This window comes from Desulfuromonas svalbardensis, from assembly GCF_055389415.1.
The window spans coordinates 1,789,538-1,802,712 of record NZ_AP042416.1; the positions used below are offsets into that span (position 1 = coordinate 1,789,538).

At 42.7% G+C, this 13,175-nt stretch carries 14 protein-coding genes and 1 tRNA gene; all 15 read left to right on the plus strand.

Features of this window, described 5'->3' with window-relative positions:
• Positions 1-6 precede the first annotated feature (6 nt).
• The 15 genes from ACZ5KY_RS08065 (at position 7) to ACZ5KY_RS08135 (ending at position 13,126) form a co-directional block, all read left to right on the plus strand.
• The gene (locus tag ACZ5KY_RS08065) at positions 7-147 is read left to right on the plus strand and encodes a hypothetical protein (RefSeq protein WP_464244649.1); all 141 of its coding nucleotides are present in this window, start codon (positions 7-9) and stop codon (positions 145-147) included.
• The gene (locus ACZ5KY_RS08070; protein ID WP_464243382.1) at positions 144-662 is read left to right on the plus strand and encodes a pilus assembly protein PilP; all 519 of its coding nucleotides are present in this window, start codon (positions 144-146) and stop codon (positions 660-662) included. The genes ACZ5KY_RS08065 and ACZ5KY_RS08070 overlap by 4 nt, the downstream gene beginning before the upstream one ends.
• Before the next feature lie 11 nt (positions 663-673).
• A complete protein-coding gene (gene pilQ, locus ACZ5KY_RS08075; protein WP_464243383.1) occupies positions 674-2,983 on the plus strand; it encodes a type IV pilus secretin PilQ in 2,310 nt (769 codons plus the stop codon).
• Positions 2,984-3,051: 68 nt separating this feature from the next.
• Positions 3,052-3,582 (plus strand): shikimate kinase, encoded by a 531-nt coding sequence (locus ACZ5KY_RS08080; RefSeq protein WP_464243384.1) that lies wholly within the window; start codon positions 3,052-3,054, stop codon positions 3,580-3,582.
• A 160-nt stretch (positions 3,583-3,742) separates the two neighbouring features.
• Positions 3,743-4,831, plus strand: a complete 1,089-nt coding sequence (aroB, locus tag ACZ5KY_RS08085) for a 3-dehydroquinate synthase (protein WP_464243385.1) — start codon at positions 3,743-3,745, stop codon at positions 4,829-4,831.
• 14 nt (positions 4,832-4,845) lie between these two features.
• Positions 4,846-5,529 (plus strand): tetratricopeptide repeat protein, encoded by a 684-nt coding sequence (locus ACZ5KY_RS08090; protein ID WP_464243386.1) that lies wholly within the window; start codon positions 4,846-4,848, stop codon positions 5,527-5,529.
• Complete coding sequence (locus tag ACZ5KY_RS08095; RefSeq protein WP_464243387.1) at positions 5,522-5,884, plus strand: roadblock/LC7 domain-containing protein; 363 nt, start codon at positions 5,522-5,524, stop codon at positions 5,882-5,884. Before ACZ5KY_RS08090 ends, ACZ5KY_RS08095 begins: the two co-directional genes overlap by 8 nt.
• A 180-nt stretch (positions 5,885-6,064) precedes the next feature.
• Positions 6,065-6,508: a type II 3-dehydroquinate dehydratase gene (aroQ, locus tag ACZ5KY_RS08100; RefSeq protein ID WP_464243388.1), complete on the plus strand. Its 444-nt coding sequence runs from the start codon at positions 6,065-6,067 to the stop codon at positions 6,506-6,508.
• 34 nt (positions 6,509-6,542) lie between these two features.
• On the plus strand, positions 6,543-7,619 hold the full coding sequence (locus ACZ5KY_RS08105; RefSeq protein WP_464243389.1) for a M24 family metallopeptidase: 1,077 nt from the start codon (positions 6,543-6,545) through the stop codon (positions 7,617-7,619).
• A gap of 170 nt (positions 7,620-7,789) precedes the next feature.
• Complete coding sequence (accB, locus tag ACZ5KY_RS08110) at positions 7,790-8,251, plus strand: acetyl-CoA carboxylase biotin carboxyl carrier protein (RefSeq protein ID WP_464243390.1); 462 nt, start codon at positions 7,790-7,792, stop codon at positions 8,249-8,251.
• Between the two features lie 61 nt (positions 8,252-8,312).
• Positions 8,313-9,650 (plus strand): acetyl-CoA carboxylase biotin carboxylase subunit, encoded by a 1,338-nt coding sequence (gene accC / locus ACZ5KY_RS08115; RefSeq protein ID WP_464243391.1) that lies wholly within the window; start codon positions 8,313-8,315, stop codon positions 9,648-9,650.
• A gap of 84 nt (positions 9,651-9,734) precedes the next feature.
• Entirely contained in the window at positions 9,735-10,565 is an 831-nt protein-coding gene (locus ACZ5KY_RS08120) for a menaquinone biosynthetic enzyme MqnA/MqnD family protein (RefSeq protein ID WP_464243392.1), read from the plus strand.
• Between the two features lie 61 nt (positions 10,566-10,626).
• Positions 10,627-10,713: transfer RNA gene (locus tag ACZ5KY_RS08125), tRNA-Leu, on the plus strand.
• Between the two features lie 254 nt (positions 10,714-10,967).
• Positions 10,968-12,200 (plus strand): tyrosine-type recombinase/integrase, encoded by a 1,233-nt coding sequence (locus tag ACZ5KY_RS08130; RefSeq protein ID WP_464243393.1) that lies wholly within the window; start codon positions 10,968-10,970, stop codon positions 12,198-12,200.
• Between the two features lie 77 nt (positions 12,201-12,277).
• Positions 12,278-13,126, plus strand: a complete 849-nt coding sequence (locus ACZ5KY_RS08135) for a hypothetical protein (RefSeq protein WP_464243394.1) — start codon at positions 12,278-12,280, stop codon at positions 13,124-13,126.
• The last annotated feature ends 49 nt before the right edge of the window (positions 13,127-13,175 follow it).

A 13,175-nucleotide genomic window follows, 5' to 3' on the forward strand; every position in this document is an offset into this window, starting at 1 on the left:
GACCGAATTGTTAATATTGAAAATATTACCCTAGGTAAGGCTAAAACGACTGATGGCCAAACGCAGTTGTCTATTACATCGAATGCAGTTACATATCGATTTGTAGAAAATCCACCAACGCCCTCGAAAAAGGGGAAAAAGAGATGATGAAATTTATCGTGGTTTTGTTAAGCGTTGGTGCGTTGTTTAGTCTTGCTGCTTGCGATGATACTCCCCCCCCACAGAAGCGAACAGTTCAACCTCGTGCAGTGACCAAAAAAACGAGTGTACCTGTGGTGGTTGCTGAAGTGGTTGAGAGTTCTAAACAGGATGCTTTCCGTTATGTTTACAATGATCGCAGAGACCCTTTTACGTCATTAATGGTTGTTCGTGAACCTTTAAAAGATGATTTTGAACCAAAAACGCCACTGCAAAGTTTTGGTGTTAAAGAACTGAGGCTAACTGCAATTGTTTCTGGTAAAGGGCAAACTCGAGCGATGATCATTGCGCCAGATAATAAAGCATATATATTGACTCTAGGCGTAAAGGTTGGACGCAATCAGGGGTATGTAAAAGAGATAACAGCGGATGAAGTTGTCGTCGAAGAGCAGTTTCGTGATTTCTCTGGCGGCGTAAGAACAGAGATTAAAAAAATTACTCTCCCTCATAGGGACGGGGAATAGGGGTGCTAATAATGATTTCAAATGTACGGACAAAGCTTATGAATCTGTGCTCGCTGCTGTTATTGGCAACTGTGCTTTTTGGTGGTGCGAATAGCGTTCAAGCATCGTCCGCAATGGTTACTGTCACATCTGTAGACATTAGCACCGGTAGTGTTGTGTTGAATACGGACTCTAGCGTGGTGGTATTTAAATCCTATACTCTTGGTGCTCCTTCACGCTTGGTTGTTGATGTTGAAAATGCGCTACCTGAATTCAGTGATCGAAAGTTTACGATTAATGATGGTTTTAAAGAACTGCGCATAGGATTATATGCGGACAAAACTCGGTTTGTGTTTGATGCTCTTAATGATGTTTTACCTGAGTCAAGAGTTGAGCACGTTGATGGCAAATTAATTATATCATGGGGCATTCAGGGGGAAGTTGTTACTGCGCCAGTAGTGCCTGGTACTCCGAATGCAATAGAGATAATTGATTTTGATGCGAGGAACGGCCAATCTATTTTTACCGCTTCTCTTTCATCTCAAGCTGAGTTGATCTCTCCTGAAGTTGATGGTGATGTCATCCGCTTTGGTGTGAAAGACACTGTCATACCGCGCTCGCTTCGTCGGGTGGTTGATGCGTCAGTTTTTCCAAGTGCTGTATTACAAATTACCCCATATTCTACGATCGTTGCAGGTGAACGTTGTGTCATGTTTGCTGCGCGAATGAAGGGGCCTGTTGATTACACTGTTAATCTTGTTGGTTCTTCATTGGTGTTCCGTACGAATGATGGCCCTTTTGCTGAAGCTCCCGCAGCGAAGCTGAGCACAGTTGTTGTGCCTGTTGAAGTAGATCAAGTGAACGAATTTGTTAATGATAGTGATGATGTGGCTCAAGTTCTTGAGTCCTTGGGTGGTTCATCGCAAAGTATTGAATCTGCTTCGAGTACTTTAGGCGCTGATACCGCTAAATCTAAGGTTTATACAGGTGAACCTGTTACGTTGGTTTTTGATGATGCAGATATCCGTAAGGTAATGCAACTTATTGCTGAAATAAGTGATCAAAATATTATTTTATCTGACGCCGTTAGTGGCAATATTACTCTTCGCCTCCATGATGTGCCTTGGGATCAAGCTCTTGATTTGGTGCTAGAGATTAAAGAGTTAGGTACGATAGATCAGGGTAATGTTGTTCGAGTGTTACCACTTAAACAAATTGAAGCAATGGAGACTGCGCGCTTACAGGCTAAGCAAACGATTAAGCGCCTCGAAGAAACGCAAACACAAATTTTTGAAGTTAATTATAAAGATGTTGATACCATTGAAAATGTTGTTGAAGACATGCTTTCCGATCAAGGTGAAGTTTCTGCGATTGACGGTAGCAAAAAGTTAATGGTAACGGATATTCCTTCTAAGCTGGTTGAAATTAGAGATTTGCTTGTTTTGCTTGATGAACCTGTTAAGCAGGTCTTGATTGAAGCGCGAATTGTTGAGATGAGAACAACTGAAGGTCTTGATCTTGGTGTGAACTGGGGAATTGGTTATACGAATGATGTTGCTACCAGTGACATCAATAGATCCCTCGATACTAAGGTTGGTGATGCCACTACGAGTAGTAGTTTAACCCGTGTTGACGGTGTGCAGACAACGTCGATAAGTACTGATGATGGCGCCGGTAATACCGTTGATAATGTTGATACAAGTTTGATTGGTATTGGTACTAATACGATTAATGATTTAGCTTTTGGTTTGGGGGGAGCATTTGCCTTACCGTCAACTATTGGCACCTCGGGACTAGGAGGATTACTTAATTTTGGTCGTGTAGGATTGGATTCGACAACCATCAGTTTGAGACTTTCAGCTCTTGAATCAAGTGGTAATGTTAAGGTTGTGTCATCACCTCGCATTTTAACCCTTGATGGTGAATCGGCACGAATTGAGCAAGGAACTCAAATTCCATACCAGTCAGTCAGTGATCAGGGAACCGTTACTGAATTTAAAAATGCGACTTTGTCGCTAGAAGTAACACCTGAAGTTAATCCTGACGATACCGTGATTTTAGAAATCATTGCATCGAACAGTACCATTGGCTCAACTGTTTCGACTGGAGCAGGCAGTGCGCCAGCGATTGATACAAAAGAAGCAGAAACGAAATTGTTGCTTAAAGATGGTGAAACAACCGTAATTGGTGGTATTTTTATTGAGAGTACTATAAATAGTAATACTGGCACGCCGTTCTTGAAAGATATTCCTTATTTGGGGAAATTGTTTGAGTCAAATAGTGCCAGTAGTGATCGCAGTGAACTATTGATCTTCATTACACCACATATCGTGGTTCAATAAGGTCGTTTGTTTGAGTTGAAAATAAAGGACAGGGCTTGCCCTGTCCTTTTTCATTTTAGTGACTTTATATGACGTTACGATTTGAGCGTGCAGTTTATATTATTGGTTTTATGGGAGTTGGCAAGTCGACTGTTGGTCGTCTGCTAGCAGAAAAACTTGATTGCCCTTTCTTTGATACCGATGCAGAGGTCGAATCCGTTATCGGTTTAAAAATCTCTCATATTTTTGAACAGCAGGGAGAACAGTTTTTTCGCGAGCTAGAAACCGAATCTCTATCTCGCTTGCAAGGTCATGATTGTGCCGTAGTTTCAACTGGTGGTGGCATTGTTGGCAGGGGAGACAACTGGCATATCATGAAGCAATCAGGTACCGTGGTGTATCTTCATGCTGATTGGTCGACCATTTCATCACGCCTGATTGACACGTCACATCGCCCTCTGGCGAAAAATGGTACGGATAGTGAGTTGCACCAGTTGTGGAAAAAGCGCCTGCCACTTTACCAACAAGCCGATGTGGTCATTGTTACCGATCAACTTAATCCACAACAGGTCGTTGACCAAATTTTGTTAGCCCTTGCCCGAGGAGGTTGCCGGGCTTAGCAAAAATCTACTGCGAAATCGTCTACTCGGTGCATATTCCCTCACATTTTCGACAAATAGGCTGGCTATTCGCTCTCAAATGTTTGAAAATATGCCCACGATTATCCAATTTCTCGCTACGATTTGCTAAACTCGACAGGCTCCTAGAATGATTAATCAAATGCAAAAACTTACTGTTGGTTTAGATTGTCGTAGTTATGATATTGATGTCGATTATGATTGCCTGAGCACATTAGGTACTACGTTGAAGCGTTTGAAGTTTCCTCGTCACGCAGTGATTGTGACCAACACAACGGTTGAGCCTCTCTATGGTAGTGCTGTTCTCAGTTCTTTGCAGCAATCAGGTTTTAAGGTTGATTTGATCAGTGTCCCTGATGGTGAGAGTTATAAAACGTCGCAAACACTGAACTCTATCTACACTCAATTAATTGAACAACAGTGTGACCGAAGTACCGGTATTGTTGCCCTTGGTGGCGGTGTTGTTGGTGATATGGCGGGCTATGCTGCGGCAACTTTCTTGCGTGGAGTACCCTTTGTTCAGGTTCCTACCACTCTTTTGTCTCAAGTTGATAGCTCTGTGGGTGGTAAAACCGCCATCAATCATCCCTTAGGTAAAAACCTTATTGGTGCGTTTTATCAACCCTGTCATGTCATGATTGATGTCAAAACCTTGAGTACCCTTTCTGATCGTGACTTTATTGCTGGCTTAGCAGAAGTGATCAAATATGGGATGATCTATGATGGCGATTTTTTCGCGTGGCTTGAAGAGAATATTGATCAATTGGTTAACCGTGATCGTGATGCATTGATTACAGCGATAACGCGTTCGTGTGCAATTAAGGCGCGTGTCGTGGAAGAGGATGAAACAGAGACATCCGTTCGTGCTATCTTGAATTATGGTCACACTTTTGGCCACGCTGTTGAGCAGTTGTCGGGCTATGGTAACGTTCTACATGGTGAAGCTGTTGCCATTGGTATGGTTGTCGCGGCTAAGTTATCTAAACAGTTACAGTTATGTACGCAGCAGGATGTTGATCGTCTGGTCGAATTATTATCTAAATGTCATTTACCTGTGCTTCCGCCGTCTTTTGATTTATCACGTTATATGGATGCCATGTCACGTGACAAAAAAGTTCAAGATGGTGTGTTACGCATGATTTTCAACCGTGGCATAGGAGGTTATGAAATCCGGTCGGTGTCGAATCTTGGTGGAAAACTTGCAAACCTTGATCTTTTTGTTGAAGTATAAAGGGGACTGTATTGGTGGAGGTACCTGTAAATGAAACACAACTTCTCGGTTTGATACGAGACTACACGGAACAGCTTCGCATAGACCCTGTTTCGGATGTGTTTTTACCTTTGGCTCGTTGTTACTGTGAGCTTGGCTTGGATGCGGCTGGCCTTGATGCTATAAAGCGTGGAATCGAAAAGAATCCAGACCATGTATTAGGGGTATTGTTTTTTGCTGATTTACTGACAAAGTTTCAAGAATTTGATGAAGCTATTGTGTACTATGAACGTGTTTTGTCTTTTGATGAACACAACTGTGATGCATTAGTGGGGCTGATACAGTTAGATCTACGCCAGCAGCATTGTGAGCGTGCCCAGATTCACATCAATCAGCTTGTTAGTGTTGATCCTAAACATGAAGCCATTGAGCCCCTTAAGGAACAACTCAAGTCATTTAAGGTTGAACATGATGAGAGTATCTTATTGCCCACTGCGACGATGGCTGAACTTTATTTGAGTCAAGGTTTGAAGGAGAAAGCGACCTCTATTTATCATAGTTTGTCACATCGTTATCCAGATAATGAACACTATCGAGATAAGCTTGCTGAATTGTTGCAGAGCAGTGGTGACGAGAGCGCGAAAGATATAACGGATAGGCACGTTGCGGGATTAGAGCAATGGTTGTTTGCAATTGAACGTAGGAGGAACAATGTTTAAGCCGATTTTAAAGAATTTAGTTGAACATACACCAGGAGCTCGGTCCGCAATTTTAATGGGCTGTGATGGTATTGCTGTTGATCACTTTAGCGTTGATTTAACCTCTGAAGAAGGTGCCCAATCCGTAGTTGTAGAGTTTGCTGCAATTGTCACCGAGGTGGCACATACCGCATCACTTCTTAATGTTGGTGGACTTGAGGAGATTGCTGTTAAGTGCGAGAAATTGAACATACTCCTCATGATGTTGACGAGCGAATATTTTGTCGCATTACTTGTCGATCGAGATGGTAATGCTGCAAAGGGACGCTATTTACTTCGCCGTGACGCCAATCTTTTACGCACAGCATTAGATTGATTTAGCGAATTGTCGGACTTCACATGGACCTACTGCGATAAAGCCTGACTTGGACCATATTCCCGACAATTCTCGACAAATAGGTCAACTATTCGCTCTCAAATTCTCGAAAATCTGGACTCAAGCAGTCTATTTCTCGCTACGGACCGTCAAGTTCGATAGCCTGCTAGGACATATTTTATGAAAATCCTCATTGCACATGGTCCAAACCTCAACATGCTCGGCATACGAGAACCAAATATCTATGGGAGTGAAACGCTTTCAGAGATTAACGAAAAAATCACTCAACACGCATTAAGCAAGAATTTGGATATAGAGTGTCATTTTTATCAATCAAATGTTGAAGGATTCCTGATCGACCAGATCCATAAGGCTTTTGCTGATGGCTTTGCAGGTATTGTAATCAATCCGGGTGGATTGACCCATACCAGTGTGGCATTGCGTGACGCGATATCAGCTGTTGCACTGCCGACCGTTGAGGTGCATTTATCGAATGTTCATGCTCGTGAAGAGTTTCGACATCACTCCTTTATTGCTCCAGTCGCCATTGGTCAAATTGCTGGATTTGGTACAAAAGGTTACATGATGGCTGTGGATGGTTTGATCGAATGTTTAAACGGATAATTTCCTTTTTTAGTCTCGCTGAAGATGTGGTGATATGTTAAAGTCTCGGGTTAATCGGCTTCGTGATATCTTACGAGTGAAGAATTTAGACGCCCTTTTAATACAGGGGAGTGTAAGTCTTCGCTATTTTTGTGGTTTTACAGGTTCTGATGGTGCTCTACTTGTTACCTTGCATCAGACTCTTTTTTTAACCGATTCACGTTACACAACTCAGTCCAAAACTGAGGTGTTAGCCGATGATGTGCTTGAGTATAGTGATAAGCTTGCTGCAATTGATCATCAGCTTAACGTTCTTTTAGTGAAACACGTGGGTTTTGAATCTAAGGTATTAAGTGTGGACCAGTTTCGCCGCCTTGAAAACAAGTGTTCAACCCTCACGTTTCAAGCTGTTGATGAAGAATTAAGTTCTCTTCGTCAAATTAAAGATGAAGAAGAACTCTCATTCCTAGACGAGGCGGCTCGATTGAATTGTGTCGCTTTTCAGGAGGTTTTCCCCCGTATTCAAGTGGGTATGACCGAGAGAGAAGTGGCCCTTGATTTAGAGTTTACCTTGCGCCGACTAGGTGGCGAGGATAAAGCCTTTGATCTTATCGTCGCATCAGGAGTACGTGGCGCATTACCACATGGTATTGCTTCTGATAAAAAGATTGAGTGTGGTGAGTTAGTCACGATTGATTTTGGTACTCGTTGCAATGGGTACTATTCTGACGAGACGGTTACTTTTGGTGTTGGTAATGTCTCAGATCAATTGCGTACGATGTTTGATGTAGTGCTTCGTGCACACGACCTTGCTTTGGAATCTTTGGAGATATCAGTGGCAGCCAAAGAGGTGGATCGTGTTGCTCGTGATTATATTCACGACCATGGGTTTGGAAAATATTTTGGTCATGGATTAGGTCATGGTGTTGGCTTGGAGGTTCACGAATCGCCAACGTTATCACCTCGTTCAGAAGCACGTTTAAGTGCAGGAATGGTTTTTACTGTTGAACCAGGTATTTATGTGCCAGGTGTCGGTGGTGTAAGAATTGAAGATACTGTTTTGTTGTCCATGGATGGATACCGCTGCTTAACGCAGTGTCAAAAGAGTTATCAAGAAATTTCCTGCGCGTAACAATCAATGATCTTATGCTGTAAAAGCATGTCGAAAGTTAAGGTAAATTTGGAAAGCATAGTAATCTAACTATTCGTATTTGATAAAAAATGTGGCAAATAATTAAGGCACATATCATGTTGCCGTGACTGCTAGGCAGTCTTCATCAACAATGAAGTGGAGAGAATCTGATGGATATTAAAGACATTAAAACATTGATCAAAGTTGTAACTGACACAGATATTACTGAATTTGAGATGGAAACCGAAGAACAACGCATTGTGATAAAGCGTGGCAAAGATCAAGAAGTGATCCATATGTCAGCGCCAAATTATGCTGCACCTCTTGCCGCTGCTCCAGCCGTTGCTGCTCCTGCTGCAGCACCTGTTGCTGACGTTGTTGTGAATGATAAATACGAAACGATCACCTCACCGATTGTTGGTACTTTCTATGGTGCACCATCTCCTGAGTCTGATGACTATGTCAACGTGGGTGATATTGTTGAAGCAGGGCAAACATTGTGTATTGTTGAAGCCATGAAGCTGATGAACGAAATCGAAGCTGAGTTCAAGTGTAAGATTGTTGAATTTGTCAAAGGTAACGCTCAGCCAGTTGAATTTGGTGATGCATTGTTCCTCGTAGAAAAGTTGTAATTGTGATCCTGCACTTTCAGGCTTAATTTGAAATACACCTGATTCGAATTCTGGAGAGATTATGATACACAAGGTTGTCATTGCTAATCGCGGTGAGATTGCGTTACGTATCTTACGTGCGTGTAAAGAACTCGGAATTAAAACCGTTGCGGTTCATTCCGACGTCGATAGTGAAGCACTACATGTCAAGTTAGCCGATCAAAGTGTTTGTATTGGTCCTGCTGCCAGTATTGATAGTTACCTCAATATGAAGGCGATTATTAGTGCTGCTGAGATCACCGATGCCGATGCGATTCATCCGGGCTATGGTTTTTTGTCTGAGAATGCAGAATTTGCAGAGATTTGCGAAAACTGTGGTTTGACCTTTATTGGCCCCACTGCTGAGAATATGCGCCTTATGGGTGATAAGATCAGCGCTCGTCAAACTGTTACTGCCGCTGGTGTTCCAATTTTACCAGGTACTAAAGAAGGTGTGCCTACGGCCGAAGAGGCGGTACGCATTGCTGGGGAAATTGGCTACCCTGTGATTATTAAAGCAACAGCAGGTGGTGGTGGTCGCGGCATGAAAATTGTTCATTCGCCAACATCTTTGCCGAATGCATTTGCTGCTGCCCGATCTGAGGCGCAGTCAGGCTTTGGTAATCCTGAAGTTTATATGGAGCGCTACTGTGAACGGCCTCGTCACGTTGAGATTCAGATTCTTGCTGATAAACATGGCAATGTCATCCATCTTGGTGAGCGCGACTGTTCCATTCAACGTCGCCATCAGAAGTTGATAGAAGAAGCACCATGTTCGATTTTACCAGAAGAAGTTCGCCAGAAAATGTGTGATTGTGCGGTAGCAGCATCAAAAGCGGTCAATTATTCGAGTGTTGGTACGATCGAATTTTTACTTGATGCCAACAATGATTTCTTCTTCATGGAAATGAATACCCGTGTTCAAGTAGAGCATCCTGTTACTGAAATGATCACTGGCGTCGATATTATTAAAGAGCAGATTAATTCGGCGGCGGGTCATCCACTACGCTTTACTCAAGATGACATTAAGATTCAAGGTCATGCGATCGAGTGTCGTATTAATGCTGAGGATCCCGTTAAATTCACGCCTTGCCCAGGCTTGATTGACGGTTATCACACTCCTGGTGGTTTAGGAGTACGAGTTGATAGTGCTGTCTACGATCAATATAAGGTGCTACCTCATTACGATTCAATGATCGCTAAACTTATTGTTCATGCTGATACTCGCGAAGAGGCTATTAAGCGGATGGCGCGAGCGTTAGACGAGTATATTATTGAAGGAATTAAGACAACGATCTCATTCCATCAAAAAATTATGAATAATAAAGAGTTTATTGAAGGTGATATTGATACAAGTTTCCTAGAGCGGGTAAAGCTTTAGAAATTTAGTCGGAAGATATATTAATTGATTGTGAAGGGCGGAGGCTAAGTTTTCGCCCTTCATTCTTTTAAAGTAGAAAAATCGATGACATTAAAACTAGGACGAATTGATTATCTTAATTGTGTTCCATTTTTTCATTATTTACCACAGTGTGGATTTGATGGAAACACAATCGCTGGTGTGCCCGCCGAGTTAAACGAAATGTTAGCTCAAGGAACCATCGATGTCAGTCCCTCATCATCATTTGAATATGGCTGTCGCTTTAAAGATTACGTCCTGTTGCCGCACCATTCGATTAGTGCGTTACACAGCGTTAAAAGCGTTTTATTGTTTTCTCCTGTGCCAATTGAGGAGCTTGAGGGGCAATGTATTTATCTTACCGGTGAATCAGCGACCTCGGTTAATTTGCTGCGAGTACTGTTGCGTGAGTATTATGGATGGAGCGACGTTAAATGTCTCGTGCCAGAGCAGCCAATAGAAGATCTTCTACAAAAAAAATATCCTGTCTTATTGATCGGTGATCGTGCATTAAGGGCCGCATCACAATATATGGGGCAGGGGTATCAATATGATCTGGCACAACTCTGGTACCAATTCACTCAGTTACCGTTTGTCTTTGCGTTATGGATTGTTCGGCGCGAAAGCCTCGCTACTTTAACCGATGAATTATTGCAACTTCAACAGCAATTAGAGACCTCACGTAAGATGGCCTTTGCCGATTTAAATAGTTTGGCAAAAAGTGTTCAAGGTAAAGAGTGGATCACCGCTGAGCAACTCGTTGAGTATTGGCAGTCAATGTCATATTCTTTAGAGGATCAACATGTAAAGGGATTGACTCTGTTCTTTCACCTTTGTGTTAAGTATAAATATTTGGCTGAAATGCCAGAAATCTCTTTTGTTGACATGGATCGGTAAAGAAAAAATTGTTTTTGTTTGACACAGAGTGGGGAATGCATTAAAACTAGCCTCACATTTTGCCCGGGTGGCGGAACTGGTAGACGCAAGGGACTTAAAATCCCTCGGGCTTCGGCCTGTACGAGTTCGATTCTCGTCCCGGGTACCATTTGAAGAAATAGCCTCTGATTCGTCAGGGGCTTTTTCTTTGTCTTTTTTCGTCCAATAATGTCCAGTTACGACCTGAACGTCCCTATATTGCTGGTAGTTACAGGTTTTCTCCTTTTGTTCAATTCTCTTTGGTTGTTCTTCTTTTTGTCTTTTTACGTCCAAGACCGTGTCTTGACATCCACTGTTTTTAGGTATAGTGGATAGGTATAGGTATTTATTTTTCAATATTTCTATACCTAAAAGGGGGACACGATGGCCAGAAGGGCTAAACCGCTCACTGATACTGACGTTAAAAATGCAAAAGCAAAAGACGGAAAACAGGTAACTTTTTTCGATGGTGGAGGACTTTTCTTGCTTGTCTCTACGTCGGGATCAAAAGGGTGGCGCTTCAAATATCGCTTTTTGGGTAAAGAAAAGCTGATGTCTTTTGGGCCATACCCAGCAGTTAGCCTGTTAGATGCTCGTGATTTACGTGCTGAGGCAAAAAAACTCATCGTAAAGGGCGTTGACCCTATGCAAGAGCGAAGTGACAGGAGAGAGCAGACAAAGGCTGTCCTAGAGAACACCTTCAAGCGAGTGGCTCTCGAATGGTACGGCAATCAGGTTCATCTTGCCGAATCGACCAGGAAATTGAATTTGCGTAGGTTGCAAAAAGATATCTTCCCTCAGATTGGGAATATGCCCATTGTTGAGATCAAGCCAAAGCAAATTCTTGATAAGGTACTGCGACCCATGGAACGTCGGGGGGTAGGGGTCTTGGCACTTAGAGTGAAAAGTATTACTTCACAGGTGTTTCGCTACGGTGTCGCATGTGGGTATGTCGAGCGTGATCCAACTACTGACCTGTTAGGTGCTTTGAAAAAGGTTGAGCGCGGCCACATGGCGGCAATTACGGAACCGTCAAAGCTTGCCCCTTTGTTACGTGCGATTGATGATTACGAAGGTTATGCCGTTGTTAAACACGCATTGCAACTGGCTCCTATGCTGTTTGTTAGACCGGGGGAACTCAGGGCAATGAAATGGTCTGATCTAGATTTTGAAACATCTGAGTGGCGTTACGTCGTACCAAAAACCAAGACTGAACACATTGTCCCGTTACCTAGGCAGGCATTGGACGTACTGAAGTCCTTACATGATCTGACTGGTGCAGGTGAATTAGTTTTTCCATCGATTCGTACGATATCAAAACCAATAAGTGACAACACCTTGAATGCTGGGTTGAGACGTATGGGATTTACCAAAGAAGAGGTGTCCGCTCACGGTTTTAGGGCCACGGCTCGCACAATCTTGGAAGAGGTCCTGCACGAGAAAGTTGAGTATGTCGAGCAACAGCTTGCCCATTGCGTTAAAGATCCTCTAGGCAGGGCATACAACCGAACTACGCACCTTGAAGAACGACGGAAGATGATGCAGCGCTGGGCTGATTATCTTGATGGTTTGAAACAAGGGACTCAAGTTGTTTCATCTCATCGAAGCGAAGCATAAATTATAAGCGGGTAAGTTTGGTTGCCTCACCAGCCTGACGCGTTATCTTTTATTGAGGGGCTGTAAAAGATGGGCTCATGAAAAAAAAAGAAAATCAAAAAGGACATGATTTGCCTACTGGGGTTACCGATTTCAGGATTTGCGAAGATATGTTTGTCCAAATAGAAAAAGCTCATTGTACTATTTCAGAGTTGGCCGAGGTAACAGGTAGTTCTTATGGGGAAATTTGTCGCTTAATTCAGGAAAAACTTTCTGATGAAGTTGATCTGACCCTTTCGCAGATTACAGGCCTTAAAAACCCAGAAACTGTTTCTAAATTGCGCATTGAACTAAACACGGCAATGACGTGTTATGAGGCGGAAAAAACATTGCAAGAGCAATTTGGTATGGTGGCTGAAGCTAGAAGGGCGCTTTTTGGAAACCCAAACTCTAAGAAGAAGGAGCCAGGATTGTTGTTTCTTGCTAAAGAGTTTCAACGAATTCTATCTGTAGTACCTCAAAGAGGGTGGGAATGGATTTATGATGAAGAACAACTTGACGTTATCCGCGATGTCAAATTTCTTTTAGGCGCACCCACAGGAGAAATAAGTCCATTGGTTGCTCTCTTAGAGAGAGCAGATCTGCATTCTCAAAAGACTGCCAATACCCCACCTGATGCTGCAAAGTTGGAATTAGCCGACAGGGTTGTGCTTGCATTACATAGTTGTGGTATTGAAGCAAAAACAACTCACAAAGACTATCATCGTGGCGAAGGTATTAGCCCTAACACTAGGGCCCCTTCCCAAGATGATGATGTCTCTATAAAGCTTATGCGCTATGTTTTAAAAATGAGTGGTGAGTCTGTAGACGAAAACGCGAGACTAGATAGTTATTTGTCTCCAGCGATAGACCGACTTAAAAACGAACTCCTCTCTATTATTACCTAATCTTCCTGATCTTACCTCTAGGCGAATCGTATTACGCTTTTATTGAGCG